Here is a 16,673-nt window from a genome sequence, read left to right on the forward strand (position 1 = left end):
AAACGGCCTCCTGAGAGGCCGTTTTATAACTCGCGCCGGTAAAGATTAAAGCGCTTTCAAAATCGCATCCACGCTGGCTTTCGCATCGCCAAACAGCATATGCGTGTTGTCTTTAAAGAACAGCGGGTTCTGCACCCCGGCATAGCCGGTATTCATCGAGCGTTTAAACACGATAACGTTTTGCGCTTTCCAGACTTCCAGAACCGGCATACCGGCAATCGGGCTACGCGGATCGTCCTGCGCCGCCGGGTTCACCGTGTCGTTCGCGCCGATAACCAGCACCGTATCGGTGTCAGCGAAGTCGTCGTTGATTTCGTCCATTTCCAGCACGATGTCATACGGCACTTTCGCTTCCGCCAGCAGTACGTTCATGTGACCAGGCAAGCGCCCCGCAACCGGGTGGATGCCAAAACGTACCTTGATACCGCGCGCGCGCAGTTTCTCGGTGATTTCCGCCACCGGGTACTGCGCCTGCGCAACCGCCATGCCATAGCCAGGGGTAATGATGACCGAGTGCGAATTTTTCAGCATGTCAGCCGTGTCTTCCGCCGTGATCTCACGGTGCTCGCCCGCGACCTGATCGTCGCCAGTAGAAGATCCATCGCTGCCGAAACCACCCGCGATAACGCTGATGAAAGAGCGGTTCATCGCCTTACACATGATGTAAGACAGAATCGCACCCGAAGAACCAACCAGCGCGCCGGTGACGATCAGCAGGTCGTTACCCAGCATAAAGCCTGCCGCCGCCGCTGCCCAACCGGAATAGGAGTTCAGCATGGACACCACAACCGGCATATCCGCCCCGCCAATGGACGCCACCAGGTGCCAGCCGAAAGCCAGCGCAATAATGGTCATCACCAGCAGCGCCAGAACCTGCAAGCCAACGCTTTCGGTACGTACAAACACCACCAGCAGCAGGAAAGAAACCACCAGCGCCGCCAGGTTCATTTTGTGACGATTCGGCAGCATCAGCGGTTTGGACGAAATCTTACCGCACAGCTTGCCAAACGCCACCACGGAACCGGTGAAGGTAACCGCGCCAATGAAGATGCCGAGGAACACTTCCGTCAGGTGAATATTCACCAGAATCGGTTCCAGGCCCGCCTCGTGGTACAGGTAGCTGTTAAAGCCCACCAGTACCGCCGCCAGGCCGACAAAGCTGTGCAGAATCGCCACCAGCTCCGGCATTTCGGTCATTTCAACGCGTTTCGCCAGACGGATACCGATCGCCCCACCAATAATCATCGCCACCAGAATCCAGGCAACGTTGCCGGTATCCGGGCCGAAGATCGTCGCCACCAGCGCAATCGCCATCCCGGCGATACCAAAGTTGTTACCCTGTCGGGACGTCTCATGCTTAGAGAGCCCGGCCAGACTGAAGATAAACAGGATCGCGGCAACAATGTATGCAGCTGTAACTAATCCTCCAGACATGTGTTACCCCTTAGTTTTTCCTGAACATTTTCAGCATACGCTGAGTCACGGTGAAGCCACCGAAAATATTAATGCTGGCGATAAGCACCGCGATAAAGCTCAGGAAACTCACCCAGCCTCCCTGGCCAATCTGTAACAATGCCCCGACAACGATAATCCCTGAGATGGCGTTAGTCACAGACATCAACGGCGTATGCAGCGCGTGCGAAACGTTCCACACCACGTAGTAACCCACCACGCAAGCAAGTGCGAAAACGGTGAAGTGGCCGAGGAACTCTTTCGGCGCCACGTCAGCCAGCCAGCCAAACAGAATGATCGCCAGCGCCATCAGCGCATATTTACGCCACGGTGAAGCCGGTTTTTCCGCTTCTTTCGGCGCAGGGGCCGCTTGCGGCGCAGCCTGCGGCTGAGCAGACACCTGAATCGGCGGCGCGGGCCAGGTAATTTCACCGTCACGCACGACCGTTACGCCGCGCACAACCACGTCGTCAAAGTCGACGTCGATATTGCCGTCTTTCTCTTTGCACAGCAGTTTGAGCAAGTTGACCAGGTTGGTGCCGTAAAGCTGGGAGGATTGCGTCGGCAGACGACCCGGCAGATCGGTGTAACCGATAACCTTCACGCCATTGTCGGTCGTAGTCACCTGACCGGCGACGGTGTATTCACAGTTACCGCCGTTTTGCGCGGCCAGATCGACAATCACGCTGCCGGACTTCATGGAATCAACCATCTCGCGCGTGATCAGCGTCGGCGCAGGTTTACCCGGAATTAGCGCGGTCGTGACGATAATATCGACCTCTTTCGCCTGCGCGGCAAAGAGTTCCATTTCCGCTTTAATAAACGCTTCGGACATCACTTTGGCATAGCCATCGCCGCTGCCCGCTTCCTCTTTAAAATCCAGTTCGAGGAATTCAGCGCCCATACTCTGAACCTGCTCTTTTACCTCTGGACGGGTATCAAACGCACGTACAATGGCGCCGAGGCTGTTTGCCGCGCCAATGGCCGCCAGACCTGCGACGCCCGCGCCAATCACCATCACTTTCGCTGGCGGCACTTTGCCCGCAGCGGTAATTTGCCCGGTAAAGAAACGACCAAATTCATGTGCGGCTTCCACAATCGCGCGATAACCGGCGATGTTGGCCATTGAACTCAGGGCATCCAGCGACTGCGCGCGCGAAATACGCGGCACGGAGTCCATCGCCATCACGGTTACATTGCGTTCCGCGAGTTTTTGCAATAGCTCAGGATTCTGCGCCGGCCAGAGGAAACTCACCAGCGTCGTGCCCGCATTCAGTAAAGGAATTTCATCGTCTTCCGGCGCATTGACCTTCAGGATGATCTCTGACTGCCAGACCGCATTTCCCTCTACAATTTCTGCGCCCGCTTCTGTAAATGCCTTATCGTCAAAACTTGCCAGTTGACCCGCGCCGCTTTCAACCGCGACGGTAAAACCCAGTTTCAGCAGTTGCTCAACCGTTTTTGGCGTTGCTGCGACTCGGGTTTCATTGGTTAACCGCTCTTTTGGTATGCCAATTCGCATAATGTTCCCTTCCATCGGTTTTTTTGATGATGGTTTGTCAGTGATCGCAGGATGCATACGCACGCCTGCGTAAGAGGTAAGTGCTACCCCGGAAAAATAAAACAGTAACAAACTCTCTATAACCTACTGAAAATAGCGCCTGTGATCTAGCGCCAAAAAACAGTATTTATTATGAAATTTGCAAAATATGAACGATTCAGCCCACAAACAGGAATAATGACCTTGAAATCACCTTCAGTGACCGATAATTCGCTCAAGCGAAGCGGCAAAACATGATTTAGCGCCATCGACATTCAATCGTTTAACATTAAATTAACTTATAAAATGCGTATGCTTTATCAGTTTTGCCGGTCAAGCGCCTGTTTTTTAGACATATCACCAAATGTTATCATTCTTGTCACTTCAGGCGGTACGATGAGTGAAAAATGACGCAGACATTTGCAGGGTTTAAATGCAATAATCAGCCACGTTTCTAGTCAATAACAATACCAGTACCTGGTTTGCGCAAGGCGAAGGATTATTTTTATGAAGCTTAAGAACACTCTCCTGGCGTCCGCACTGCTTTCTGCGACTGCTTTTTCCGTAAATGCAGCGACAGAACTGACGCCGGAGCAAGCGGCAGCACTAAAACCTTATGACCGCATTGTGGTCACCGGGCGTTTTAATGCCATTGGCGATGCGGTAAATGCCGTATCCCGCCGCGCAGATAAAGAAGGTGCAGCCTCTTTTTATGTTGTTGATACGTCCGATTTTGGCAACAGCGGTAACTGGCGTGTCGTGGCTGACGTTTATAAATCAGACGCGCCAAAATCCGACGCGCCTCAAAACCGTGTAATTAACGGTATCGTCGAATTACCGAAAGATCAGGCCGTGCTGCTGGAACCTTACGACACCGTAACGGTGCAGGGTTTCTACCGTAGCCAGCCGGAAGTGAATGACGCCATCACCAAAGCAGCAAAAGCAAAAGGCGCCTACTCGTTCTACATTGTGCGTCAGGTCGATGCCAACCAGGGCGGCAACCAGCGTATTACCGCGTTTATCTATAAAGAAGATGCGAAGAAACGCGTCGTCCAGAGCCCGGACGTTATTCCTGCTGATTCCGATGCGGGTCGCGCAGCGCTGGCCGCCGGCGGTGAAGCAGCGAAGAAAGTGGAGATTCCGGGCGTCGCGACGACCGCTTCTCCAAGCGCTGAAGTCGGACGCTTCTTCGAAACGCAATCCTCAAAAGGTGGACGTTACACTGTCACTCTGCCTGACGGAACGAAAGTCGAAGAGCTGAACAAAGCGACCGCTGCGATGATGGTGCCGTTTGACAGCATCAAATTCACCGGCAACTACGGCAACATGACGGAAGTCTCCTACCAGGTTGCCAAGCGTGCGGCGAAGAAAGGTGCGAAATATTATCACATCACCCGCCAGTGGCAGGAACGTGGTAACAACATGACGATCAGCGCCGACCTGTATAAGTAAAGTACGCTCCCGCCATCCGGTGTTGTCATAACGCCTGATGGCGAGACCTGGCATCTTATCAGGCCTACGTGTTAGTAGGCCTGATGAGCGTAGCGCCATCAGGCGCCAATACGATGCTGCCCTATGTGAAATCTACCCGCCTTTAGCATTTTTAGTCACAAATGTTTCAGAGATCATTGCATGCGGTCTCTTCTCTCCGTAAAATCCCGCGCCTTAGTGGCTTTCACCATTTTTATGCGTTTTGCCAAAATAATTATTCTCCCACTCTCGTTTTTATAACTGGATACCGATGGAAAAGAAACTGGGACTGAGCGCGCTGACCGCGCTGGTTTTAAGCTCAATGCTTGGCGCAGGTGTGTTTAGTCTGCCACAGAACATGGCAGCGGTGGCCAGCCCGGCAGCGCTGCTGATTGGCTGGGCGATTACGGGCGTCGGGATACTGCTACTGGCTTTCGCTATGCTGATCCTGACGCGCGTTCGCCCGGAACTGGATGGCGGGATTTTCACCTACGCGCGCGAAGGTTTCGGCGAACTGATCGGTTTCTGCTCCGCCTGGGGATACTGGCTCTGTGCCGTTATCGCCAACGTCTCTTATCTGGTTATCGTTTTTTCTGCCCTGAGCTTCTTTACCGATACGCCGGAACTCCGCCTGTTTGGCGACGGCAATACCTGGCAGTCCATCATCGGCGCGTCGGTGCTGCTTTGGGTGGTGCACTTCCTGGTGCTGCGCGGTGTGCAAACCGCCGCCAGCATCAACCTGGTCGCGACGCTGGCGAAGCTGTTGCCGCTGGGGTTATTCATCGTCCTGGCTATCATCATGTTTAAGCTCGATACGTTCAGCCTGGATTTCACCGGTCTGGCGCTGGGCGTTCCCGTCTGGGAGCAGGTTAAAAACACGATGCTCATCACGCTGTGGGTGTTTATCGGCGTGGAAGGCGCGGTTGTCGTCTCCGCCCGGGCGAGAAATAAGCGTGATGTCGGACGTGCGACGCTGCTGGCGGTTCTCGCCGCATTGGGCGTCTACCTGCTGGTGACGCTGCTCTCTTTAGGCGTCGTCGCCCGCCCGGAACTGGCGGAGATTCGCAATCCGTCAATGGCGGGTTTGATGGTGAAAATGATGGGGCCGTGGGGCGAAATCATTATCGCGGCGGGTCTTATCGTTTCAGTCTGCGGCGCTTATCTGAGCTGGACCATTATGGCGGCAGAAGTGCCGTTTCTGGCCTCAACGCATAAAGCCTTCCCACGCATTTTCGCCCGCCAGAATGCGCAAGGCGCGCCATCGGCTTCGCTGTGGCTCACCAACGCGTGCGTTCAGATCTGCCTGGTGCTGATCTGGCTCACAGGTTCGGATTACAACACGCTGTTGACGATTGCTTCAGAGATGATTCTGGTACCCTATTTCCTGGTCGGCGCGTTCCTGCTGAAAATCGCCGCGCGCCCTCTTCATCAGGCGGTAGGTGTCGGGGCCTGCATTTATGGCTTATGGTTATTGTATGCGTCCGGCCCGATGCACCTGTTGCTGTCGGTGGTACTGTATGCGCCGGGATTGTTAGTTTTCCTCTACGCACGCAAGACGCATACGCACGATAATGTCCTGAATCGTCAGGAAGTGATGTTGATCGGTCTGCTACTCATCGCCGCTGTTCCGGCTACGTGGATGTTGGTGGGGTAATCGTCGCCCCATTGTTTGATGCCAAAGGAGACTACAATGGGTAAAAACCAGCCCTTGCCCATCCTTATCACGGGAGGAGGCCGCCGCATCGGTCTCGCGCTCGCGTGGCACTTTCTCAATCAAAAACAGCCGGTGATTGTCAGCTACCGGACGCACTATCCGGCCATCGACGGCCTGACGCAAGCGGGCGCGCTGTGCATTCAGGCCGATTTTTCCACCGATGACGGCGTCCTGGCATTTGCTGAGAAGATAAAAACCCATACGCCAGGCCTGCGGGCTATTTTGCATAACGCCAGCGCCTGGATGGCCGAGGCGCCTGGCACCCCGCTCTCTGACGTGCTGGCATGCATGATGCAGATTCACGTCAATACGCCCTATCTGTTAAACCATGCGCTGGAAAGACTGTTGCGCGGCCACGGACATGCGGCCACCGATATCATCCATTTTACGGACTATGTTGTGGAACGCGGCAGCGACAAACACATCGCCTACGCCGCCAGTAAAGCAGCGCTGGATAATATGACCCGCTCTTTTGCCCGCAAACTGGCTCCGGAAGTGAAAGTCAACGCCATCGCCCCGTCGCTGATCCTGTTTAACGAAAACGACGACGCCGAGTACCGTCAGCAGGCGCTCAATAAATCCCTGATGAAGACAGCGCCCGGCGAGAAAGAGGTAATCGACCTGGTGGATTACCTTCTCACCAGCTGCTTCGTTACCGGCCGCAGTTTCGCCGTGGATGGCGGCCGGCACCTGCGTTAATGCAGTTTGATCCAGCAAAATATCAGTAGCCATGCGCTCAGGCCCCAGCACACCACCGCCCCGCCGAGCGCAACGGGCAAACGCAGAAAACCGGTGAAATACCAAAGCGTGGCGAGGTAGACAAAATAAGGGATGATCGACCACATACTGAATACAATGGTCGTGCGTAACGCGTCAATTCCGCGCTCGCTGGCGACAATATAGTGGGCAATCAGTGCAAATGTCGGAAAAAGCGGAATTAATCCGGCGATATAGTAATTTTTTGTTTTTGCCAGCAAACCAATCAATACCACCACCAGCGCACCCAGCGCGGCTTTTATCACGAGTCCCATTTCGATGCCTTAACACATCAATAACATTGAGGCTGTAGCATAACGGAAGCGCTCTCGTTTAGAAAAGATTAATGGAAGGGAAAACGGAGGCGGTGTATGTTGGCGTTTTCTCCGCGTAATGAACGTTATGAACACCATCGTATTTGTTGAGGATGACCCTGAAGTTGGCTCGCTGATTGCCGCTTATCTGGCGAAACACGATATTGAGGTGCTGATTGAACCTCGCGGCGATCTGGCTGAAGAGACGATCCTTCGCACGCAACCCGAGCTGGTGTTACTGGATATCATGCTGCCGGGCAAAGACGGTATGACCATTTGCCGCGATTTGCGAGGCCGCTGGCAAGGGCCGATTGTCCTGCTGACCTCGCTGGACAGCGACATGAACCACATCCTGGCGCTGGAAATGGGCGCCTGTGACTACATCCTGAAAACCACGCCCCCTGCCGTGCTCCTCGCCCGTCTGCGCCTGCATTTACGGCAGAATGAACTCACCGCGCAGGCAAAAGGCATTCAGGATACGGCAATGACCCCGCATAAAACGCTGCGTTTTGGCGCGTTGATTATTGACCCGGTCAATCGTTCAGTAGCACTTTCCGGCGAACCGGTTTCGCTTTCCACCGCCGATTTCGAATTACTCTGGGAACTGGCAACCCATGCCGGGCAGATTATGGATCGCGACGCGCTGCTAAAAAACTTGCGCGGCGTCAGCTACGACGGCATGGACCGCAGCGTGGATGTCGCTATCTCAAGGCTGCGTAAGAAATTGCAGGATAACGCCACCGAGCCCTATCGAATCAAAACGGTTCGCAACAAAGGGTATCTGTTTGCCCCCCATGCTTGGGAAGAGAGTCAGCGTGATTAGCCGGGTGCATCAATGAAAAAACTGTTCGTTCAGTTTTATCTGCTGCTGTTTGTCTGCTTTCTGGTCATGACCCTGTTGGTCGGGCTGGTGTATAAGTTCACCGCAGAACGCGCAGGCAGACAGTCGCTGGATGATTTGATGAAAAGCTCGCTGTATTTAATGCGCAGCGAATTGCGGGAGATCCCTCCGCGCGACTGGGGGAAAACCCTCAAAGAGATGGATCTTAATCTCTCTTTCGATTTGCGCGTAGAGCCGCTCAATAAATACAAACTCGACGCGCTTACCACACAGCGGCTGCGCGAAGGCGACATCGTCGCGCTGGACGATCAGTATACGTTTATTCAGCGCATCCCCCGCAGCCATTACGTGCTGGCCGTCGGGCCGGTTCCTTATCTCTATTTTCTTCACCAGATGCGGCTACTGGATATCGCGCTGATGGCCTTTATCGCCATCTCCCTCGCCTTTCCGGTGTTTATCTGGATGCGCCCGCACTGGCAGGAGATGCTGCGCCTGGAGGCCGCCGCTCAGCGTTTTGGCGAAGGGCACCTCGCAGAGCGCCTTCACTTTGACAACGGTTCCAGTTTTGAACGTCTCGGCATCGCCTTTAACCAGATGGCGGATAACATCAACGCGCTGATCGCCAGTAAAAAACAGCTTATTGACGGCATCGCCCACGAACTGCGTACACCGCTGGTGCGTCTGCGTTACCGGCTGGAGATGAGTGAAAATCTCAGCGCACAGGAGTCGCAGGCGCTGAATCGCGATATCGGCCAACTGGAAGCGTTAATCGAAGAGTTACTGACCTATGCGCGGCTGGACAGGCCGCAGACTGCGTTAACGCTCACCGTTCCCGACCTCCCCGTGTGGCTGGCAAGCCACCTGGAAGACGTACAGAGCGTCAACCCCGGGCGCACGGTGCGGCTCAGCCAGCTTACGCCTGGTGATTACGGCGCGCTGGATATGCGGCTAATGGAGCGTGTGCTGGATAATCTGCTCAATAACGCGCTGCGTTATTCCCATTCCACCGTTCAGGCCAGCCTGTTATTAAGCGGCAATCAGGCGACCCTGATTGTTGAAGACGACGGCCCCGGCATCGCGCCAGACGCGCGCGAACATGTATTCGAACCCTTTGTGCGCCTCGATCCCAGCCGCGACCGCGCTACCGGAGGCTGCGGGCTGGGATTAGCCATCGTGCGCTCCATCGCTCTGGCGATGGGTGGAACGGTAAACTGTCGCGAAAGTGAACTGGGCGGCGCCAGATTCACCTTCAACTGGCCCGTCTGGCACAACATCCCCGAATTTCCCCCTGCCTGACGCATAGCGCACGATGGTCAGGCCGGGTATGATGTGATATACAGTAAGTATGTTGTAACTAATATCCTTCTTTCTGCGACACTGAAATGGTGGTGATATGGCCCGTTACGATCTTGTCGAACGCCTGAATGGTACTTTTCGCCAGACAGAACACGCGCTGGCAACCCTGACAGAAAATCTCGAACAGCAACCGCTGCTGATTGCCCGCGTCTTCTCCCTCCCCGAAGTGACCAAAGAGGCGGAGCACAACCCTCTGGCGACCATTGCGGTGGAGCAGCATCTGGGAAAAGAGGCCGAATCGCTGGCGCTGCGCCACTATCGCCACCTGTTTATTCAGCAACAGTCTGAAAATCGCAGCAGCAAAGCGGCGGTTCGCCTGCCCGGCGTATTGTGCTATCAGGTTGATGATGCCACGCAGGCCGCGCTGGAAAACCAGATCCAGCACATCAATCAGTTAAAAACGACATTTGAGCGTATTGTGACGGTGGAGTCAGGATTGCCGTCAGCGGCGCGTTTTGAGTGGGTGCATCGCCATCTGCCCGGTCTTATCACGTTGAATGCCTACCGCGCGTTAACGGTGATCAAGAATCCCGCCACCCTCCGTTTTGGCTGGGCCAACAAGCACATTATTAAGAATCTGCGCCGGGATGAGGTGCTGGCGCAACTGGAGAAAAGCCTGAACACGCCGCGCAGCGTGCATCCCTGGACGCGCGAAGAGTGGCAGGCCAGGCTGGAGCGCGAATATCAGGATATCGCCGCCCTGCCGCAACAGGCGCGGCTGAAGATTAAAAGACCGGTGAAGGTACAGCCGATTGCCCGCGTCTGGTACAAAGGGCAGCAGAAACAGGTTCAGCACGCCTGCCCGACGCCGCTTATCGCGCTGATCAATACCGATAAAGGCATGACCGTGCCGGATATCGGCGAACTACTGAATTACGATGCGGACAATGTTCAGCACCGCTTTAAGCCTCAGGCGCAACCGTTGCGACTTATCATCCCCCGGTTGCACCTGTATGTGGCGGATTAACGGCCTGGCTTCATACTGCCCACCATCAGTTCCGGGCGCACCCAGCTATCAAACTCGGCTTCAGTGAGATACCCCAGCGCCAGGGCGGAGGCTTTTAAGGTCAGCCCTTCCTTGTGCGCTTTTTTGGCGATCTCCGCCGCTTTGTCATAGCCGATGTGCGTGTTGAGCGCGGTGACCAGCATCAGCGATTCATTGAGCAGTTGATTAATACGCTCACGGTTTGGCTCAATACCGACCGCACAGTGCGCATTAAAGCTTTCCATCCCATCCGCCAGCAGGCGTACCGATTGCAGGAAATTATGGATAACCATCGGGCGATAGACGTTAAGCTCGAAATTTCCCGACGCCCCGCCCATATTGATAGCCACATCGTTGCCCATCACCTGACAGCAGAGCATGGTCAGCGCCTCGCACTGGGTCGGGTTCACTTTACCTGGCATAATCGAACTGCCCGGCTCGTTCTCAGGAATGGCAATTTCACCAATACCGCATCGAGGGCCAGAAGCCAGCCAGCGAACGTCGTTGGCAATTTTCATCAGCGACGCCGCCAGCCCTTTTAGCGCGCCGTGCGCATGAACCAGCGCATCACAGGTCGCCAGCGCTTCAAACTTGTTCGGCGCCGTCACAAATGGCGCGCAGGTGATCACCGCCAGCTCATCCGCCACGCGGCGGGCATATTCAGGATGGGTGTTCAACCCTGTGCCCACCGCCGTGCCGCCCAGCGCCAGCTCCGCCACATGCGGCAGGCTATTTTCAATATGTTTGAGATTGTGCTCCAGCATCGCCACCCAGCCGGAAATTTCCTGACCGAGCGTCAGCGGCGTCGCATCCTGCAAGTGCGTGCGGCCAATTTTCACAATGTCAGCAAACGCATGGGACTTTTTGCGCAGCGTATCGGTCAGGACATTAAGCTGCGGGATGAGATGCTTGCGTAGCGCCAGCAGCGCCGCAACGTGCATCGCGGTTGGGAAGACGTCGTTCGAACTTTGGCTTTTATTAACGTCATCGTTCGGGTGAACTTTGCGCTCCATGCCGCGAACGCCGCCCAGCAGTTCGCTCGCGCGGTTCGCCAGCACTTCGTTCATGTTCATGTTGCTTTGCGTGCCCGACCCGGTCTGCCAGATCGCCAGCGGAAATTCGTCGGGATGTTTATCGGCCAGCACTTCATCAGCCGCCTGCATAATGGCGGAGGCTTTTTCCGCCGACAGCAGCCCTAAGTCCTCGTTAACTTTGGCTGCCGCACGCTTGGTCAGCGCCAGCGCATGGATCAGCGAGACGGGCATTTTCTCCGTGGAGATACGAAAATGCTCCAGCGATCGTTGGGTTTGCGCTCCCCAAAGTTTATCTGCCGGAACATCAATCCCGCCCATCGAATCTTTCTCGCAGCGTACCGTCGTCATTACTTTCTCCTTGTTAACAATGAAGTTGAGGACATGCTCACACACCTGTCAGGATTAAGTATTGATTGCTTCATAAATACTGCATGGCGCTTTGTGCGCTTCTGAAATGCCGGGCGGCACAGCGCCTTACCCGGCCTGCAAATGTACCTTTTTATTGTCTTACTTCACGCAGCGCGTGCACTGCGAAGTCTGAATTTGCTGGAAGAAATCATTGCCTTTGTCATCCACCAGGATAAAGGCCGGAAAATCTTCCACTTCAATTTTCCAGATCGCTTCCATCCCCAGTTCAGGGTATTCCACGCATTCCAGACTCCTGATGCTGCCCTGCGCCAGTACGGCGGCAGGCCCGCCAATGCTGCCCAGATAGAAACCGCCGTGTTTATGGCAGGCATCGGTCACCTGTTGGCTGCGGTTGCCTTTGGCCAGCATAATCATACTGCCGCCCTGCGACTGAAGCTGATCGACGTAAGAGTCCATACGCCCTGCGGTCGTTGGCCCCAGCGAACCGGACGCGTATCCTTCAGGCGTTTTTGCCGGCCCCGCGTAGTAGATCGGATGATCTTTAACATACTGCGGCAACCCTTCGCCACGATCCATCCGTTCTTTCAGTTTGGCGTGCGCGATATCACGCCCCACAATAATCGTCCCGTTCAGCGACAGACGAGTTGAAACCGGATACTGCGACAACTGTTGCAGGATCGCTTTCATTGGCTGATTGAGGTCAACGCGAACCGCTTCGCCTTCGCCTGCCTGGCGCAATTCTTCGGGAATATATTTACCCGGATTATGTTCCAGTTTCTCGATCCAGATACCTTTGCGGTTGATTTTCGCTTTAATGTTGCGATCCGCAGAGCAGGAGACGCCCATCCCGACCGGACAGGACGCGCCGTGACGCGGTAAACGAATGACGCGGATATCATGGGCAAAATATTTACCGCCGAACTGGGCGCCTAACCCGAGATTCTGCGCTTCCGTCAGCAACTCTTTTTCCAGCTCCACGTCGCGGAATGCCTGACCGTGTTCGTTCCCTTCCGTCGGCAGTTCGTCATAGTATTTTGCGGAGGCCAGCTTAACCGTTTTCAGCGTTGCTTCCGCCGACGTCCCGCCGATCACGAAGGCGATGTGATACGGAGGACAGGCCGCCGTCCCCAGAGTGCGCATTTTATCGACCAGGTAATTTTTCAGTTTGCCCGGCGTCAGCAGCGCTTTGGTTTCCTGATACAGATAGGTTTTGTTGGCGGAACCGCCGCCTTTGGCGATACACAGGAATTTGTATTCATCGCCATCAACGCTGTAGAGATCAATCTGCGCGGGCAGGTTGGTGCCGGTATTGACCTCTTTATACATATCCAGAGGGGCATTTTGCGAATAGCGCAGGTTATCTTCGATGTAAGTGTTATAAACGCCGCGCGCCAGCGCAGCCTCATCACCGCCGCCAGTCCAGACACGCTGGCCTTTTTTGCCAACGATAATGGCCGTACCGGTGTCCTGGCAGGTTGGTAAAATCCCTTTTGCGGCAATGTCCGAGTTGCGCAGGAATTGCAGCGCGACATATTTATCGTTTTCGCTGGCGTCCGGGTCGCGCAGGATATCAGCGACCTGCTGTTGATGCGCAGGGCGCAGCATAAACGAAGCATCGTGGAATGCCTGACGCGCCATCAGCGTTAGCGCTTCAGGAGCGACCTTAAGCACTTCCTGCCCTTCAAATTCGGCAACGGAAACGTGTTCACTGGTCAGCAGGTAATATTCGGTATCGTCCTTTTTGAGGGGAAAAGGAGCCTGATAATGGAAGGGTTTGTTCGACATTGTTCTCTCACTTACTGCTCGGTCTGGTTATTCTCTGGGCAGATGTTCCATTGCCCTGCTTACCCGTCACGCCTCCAGCGGCAGACATGTTATTGTCCTGCAACCCGAATGCGTCAGGGTGTAAAAAGCGAGTTACACTATCCTACACAATTTTTTAACAAAAACTGAGACAAGTACGACTTTTTGCGCGCAGAGGTTACTTCCCGCGGGTTTCTTGGTTTAATACGCGAATTAATTTCCATATTGAAACAGGGCTTGATAATGCAAAAACTCATCAACTCAGTGCAAAACTATGCATGGGGTAGTAAAACTGCGTTAACGGAACTCTACGGCATTGCGAATCCGTCTCAGCAGCCAATGGCAGAGCTCTGGATGGGCGCCCATCCCAAGAGCAGCTCCCGAATTGAAGGCGCTGACGGGAAAGCCGTCTCGTTACGCGACGTGATTGAGCACGATAAAGCCACACTGCTGGGCGAGTCTGTCGCAAAACGTTTTGGCGAGCTGCCCTTCCTGTTTAAAGTGCTGTGTGCCGCGCAGCCGCTTTCCATCCAGGTTCATCCGAATAAACACAACTCAGAAATGGGTTTCGCGAAAGAGAATGCGGCCGGTATTCCGATGGATGCCGCCGAGCGTAACTATAAAGATCCGAACCACAAGCCTGAACTGGTCTTTGCCCTGACGCCGTTCCTGGCGATGAACGCATTCCGCGAGTTCTCTGAGATTGTCTCCCTGCTGCAACCTGTTTCCGGCGCGCATACCGCCATTGCCCACTTCCTGCAAGAGCCGAATGCCGAACGCCTGAGCCAACTGTTCGCCAGCCTGCTCAATATGCAGGGCGATGAAAAATCCCGCGCGCTGGCGGTGCTGAAAGCGGCGCTGAACAGCCAACAGGGTGAACCGTGGCAGACGATCCGCGTCATATCCGAATTTTACCCGGATGACAGCGGCCTCTTCTCTCCACTGCTGCTGAACGTGGTCAAGCTGAACCCTGGCGAAGCCATGTTCCTGTTTGCCGAAACGCCTCATGCCTATTTGCAGGGTGTGGCGCTGGAAGTGATGGCGAACTCCGATAACGTCCTGCGCGCCGGGCTGACGCCGAAATATATCGACATTCCTGAGCTGGTCGCGAACGTCAAATTCGTTGCCAAACCAGCCGATCAGCTGCTGACAACGCCGGTAAAACACGGTGCGGAACTGGACTTCCCGATTCCGGTGGAAGATTTCGCGTTTTCGCTGCATGACCTCTCCGCTCAGGAAACGGCCATCAGCCAGCAGAGCGCCGCCATTCTGTTCTGCGTGGAAGGCGAAGCGGTACTGAGCAAGGGCGAGCAGCGTCTGGTGCTGAAACCCGGCGAATCCGCGTTTATCGGCGCTGATGAGTCTCCGGTCAACGCCAGCGGCGTGGGCCGTTTGGCCAGGGTTTACAACAAGCTGTAGCAACATACTGAATTTTTTAACAACTCTTGCTAAGCTAGTTAAAGGCTCACAACTTCTCCAGGCGGTTTAATCCGCCTGGTTTCATTTTTATGGATAATCGATATGAAAAAATCGCTGGTAGCTACAGGTGTGATCGTCGCCCTGGGCGTGGTCTGGACAGGCGGGGCCTGGTACACCGGGAAAAAACTGGAAACGCATCTCGCACAGATGGTGAATCAGGCAAATGAGCAGCTTAAACGCACGGCGCCTGAAGCCGCCATTGAGCTGAGCTATCAAAACTACCAGCGCGGCATTTTCAGCAGCCAGTTACAGCTGGTGGCGAAGCCTGTCGAAGGCAAGGAAAACCCCTGGCTGAAGCCAGGACAAAGCGTCGTACTGAACGAAGCGGTGGATCATGGCCCTTTCCCGTTCGCACAGTTGAAATCGTTCAACCTTATCCCTGCGATGGCCTCGGTGAAGACGACCCTGGTCAACAACGACGTCACCAGACCGTTGTTTGATATCGCAAAGGGCGAGACGCCGGTCGAGATTAATTCCCGGATTGGTTATGGCGGCGATACCCGCTCAGATATCTCCCTCAAGCCGTTGAATTATGAAAATAACGGTGAAAAAGTCGCCTTTAGCGGCGGGGAATTTCAGCTGAATGCCGATAAAGACGGCAATGTTGTTTCACTGTCAGGCGAAGCCCAAAGCGGCCTGGTGGATGCCGTCAACGAATATAACCAGAAAGTCCAGATTACTTTTAATAACCTGAAAACCGACGGTTCCAGCACCCTGGCCAGCTTCGGCGAGCGTATTGGCAACCAGACGCTGTCGCTGGAAAAAATGACGGTATCGGTAGAAGGTAAAGAGATGGCCGTGCTGGAAGGCATGGTGATCGACGGTAAGTCCGATCTCGTCAACGACGGCAAAACCATCAATAGCCAGCTGGATTACTCGCTGAACAGCCTTAAAGTGCAGAATCAGGATCTGGGTAGCGGCAAGCTGACGCTGAAAGTGGGACAGATCGATGGCGAAGCCTGGCACCAGTTTAGCCGCCAGTATAACGCTCAGACTCAGGCGCTGATGACGCAACCCGAGGTGGTGCAAAATCCTGAACTTTATCAGGAGAAAGTGACCGAAGCGTTCTTTGGCGCCCTGCCGCTGCTGATGAAAGGCGAACCAGTGATTACCGTCGCGCCGTTAAGCTGGAAAAACGCTAAAGGCGAGACCGCGCTGAACCTCTCCTTGTTCCTGAAAGATCCGGCCGCGACCACTGAAGAACCGCAAACGCTGACTCAGGAAGTGGATCGTTCCGTTAAATCTCTCGACGCGAAGCTGACGATCCCGATGGATATGGCCGTTGAGTTTATGACCCAGGTCGCCAGACTGGAAGGCTATCAGCAGGAAGATGCCGATAAGCTGGCGAATCAACAAGTCAAAGGGTTAGCCGCGATGGGGCAAATGTTCCGCATCACCACGTTGCAGGATAATACCATCGCCACCAACCTACAGTATGCCAATGGTCAGGTAACGCTCAACGGGCAAAAAATGACGCTGGAAGAGTTTGTCGGCATGTTTGGTATGCCTGCGCTCTCCGTGCCGGACGCTCCGGCTATTCCTCAGCAGTAAGTTTTCTGT

General features: G+C 54.7%; 13 protein-coding genes. 8 read left to right on the forward strand and 5 right to left on the reverse strand.

Annotated elements, in window-relative coordinates:
• Positions 1-45 precede the first annotated feature (45 nt).
• Together pntB and pntA are read right to left on the reverse strand one after the other, a co-directional pair.
• Positions 46-1,434 carry a Re/Si-specific NAD(P)(+) transhydrogenase subunit beta gene (gene pntB, locus OGW17_RS09375; RefSeq protein WP_012132483.1) on the reverse strand — a complete coding sequence of 463 codons (1,389 nt, stop codon included), beginning with the start codon at positions 1,432-1,434 and terminating at the stop codon, positions 46-48.
• Between the two features lie 10 nt (positions 1,435-1,444).
• The gene (pntA, locus tag OGW17_RS09380; RefSeq protein WP_071258296.1) at positions 1,445-2,974 is read right to left on the reverse strand and encodes a Re/Si-specific NAD(P)(+) transhydrogenase subunit alpha; all 1,530 of its coding nucleotides are present in this window, start codon (positions 2,972-2,974) and stop codon (positions 1,445-1,447) included.
• A gap of 525 nt (positions 2,975-3,499) precedes the next feature.
• On the opposite strand from pntA, the gene ydgH reads away from it, so the two are divergent.
• The 3 genes from ydgH (at position 3,500) to folM (ending at position 6,875) form a co-directional block, all read left to right on the forward strand.
• A complete protein-coding gene (gene ydgH, locus OGW17_RS09385) occupies positions 3,500-4,444 on the forward strand; it encodes a DUF1471 family protein YdgH (protein WP_012132486.1) in 945 nt (314 codons plus the stop codon).
• A 289-nt stretch (positions 4,445-4,733) separates the two neighbouring features.
• The gene (locus OGW17_RS09390) at positions 4,734-6,116 is read left to right on the forward strand and encodes an amino acid permease (protein ID WP_012132487.1); all 1,383 of its coding nucleotides are present in this window, start codon (positions 4,734-4,736) and stop codon (positions 6,114-6,116) included.
• 36 nt (positions 6,117-6,152) lie between these two features.
• Positions 6,153-6,875: a dihydromonapterin reductase gene (folM, locus tag OGW17_RS09395; protein ID WP_047457214.1), complete on the forward strand. Its 723-nt coding sequence runs from the start codon at positions 6,153-6,155 to the stop codon at positions 6,873-6,875.
• On the opposite strand, the gene OGW17_RS09400 is transcribed toward folM, so the two are convergent.
• A complete protein-coding gene (locus tag OGW17_RS09400; RefSeq protein ID WP_012132490.1) occupies positions 6,872-7,207 on the reverse strand; it encodes a GlpM family protein in 336 nt (111 codons plus the stop codon). The two genes, folM and OGW17_RS09400, sit on opposite strands and share 4 nt — an antisense overlap.
• Before the next feature lie 127 nt (positions 7,208-7,334).
• On the opposite strand from OGW17_RS09400, the gene rstA reads away from it, so the two are divergent.
• The 3 genes from rstA (at position 7,335) to tus (ending at position 10,410) form a co-directional block, all read left to right on the forward strand.
• Positions 7,335-8,069, forward strand: coding sequence for a two-component system response regulator RstA (gene rstA, locus OGW17_RS09405; RefSeq protein ID WP_024130356.1), 735 nt, complete (start codon positions 7,335-7,337; stop codon positions 8,067-8,069).
• Positions 8,070-8,081: 12 nt separating this feature from the next.
• Positions 8,082-9,383 (forward strand): two-component system sensor histidine kinase RstB, encoded by a 1,302-nt coding sequence (gene rstB / locus OGW17_RS09410; RefSeq protein WP_012132492.1) that lies wholly within the window; start codon positions 8,082-8,084, stop codon positions 9,381-9,383.
• Between the two features lie 97 nt (positions 9,384-9,480).
• Entirely contained in the window at positions 9,481-10,410 is a 930-nt protein-coding gene (gene tus / locus OGW17_RS09415; RefSeq protein WP_012132493.1) for a DNA replication terminus site-binding protein, read from the forward strand.
• Here tus and fumC read toward each other — a convergent pair.
• Both fumC and fumB read right to left on the reverse strand, forming a co-directional pair.
• Positions 10,407-11,810, reverse strand: a complete 1,404-nt coding sequence (gene fumC / locus OGW17_RS09420; protein WP_047457217.1) for a class II fumarate hydratase — start codon at positions 11,808-11,810, stop codon at positions 10,407-10,409. The genes tus and fumC overlap by 4 nt on opposite strands.
• Positions 11,811-11,969: 159 nt before the next feature.
• Complete coding sequence (gene fumB / locus OGW17_RS09425; RefSeq protein ID WP_012132495.1) at positions 11,970-13,616, reverse strand: class I fumarate hydratase; 1,647 nt, start codon at positions 13,614-13,616, stop codon at positions 11,970-11,972.
• A 261-nt stretch (positions 13,617-13,877) separates the two neighbouring features.
• On the opposite strand from fumB, the gene manA reads away from it, so the two are divergent.
• Positions 13,878-15,053 (forward strand): mannose-6-phosphate isomerase, encoded by a 1,176-nt coding sequence (gene manA, locus OGW17_RS09430; RefSeq protein ID WP_049011602.1) that lies wholly within the window; start codon positions 13,878-13,880, stop codon positions 15,051-15,053.
• 102 nt (positions 15,054-15,155) lie between these two features.
• Positions 15,156-16,664: a YdgA family protein gene (locus OGW17_RS09435; protein WP_049011603.1), complete on the forward strand. Its 1,509-nt coding sequence runs from the start codon at positions 15,156-15,158 to the stop codon at positions 16,662-16,664.
• The last annotated feature ends 9 nt before the right edge of the window (positions 16,665-16,673 follow it).

The sequence above is a fragment of the Citrobacter sp. CK181 genome (assembly GCF_030333595.1).
GTDB classification, from domain to species: Bacteria; Pseudomonadota; Gammaproteobacteria; order Enterobacterales; family Enterobacteriaceae; genus Citrobacter_B; species Citrobacter_B koseri.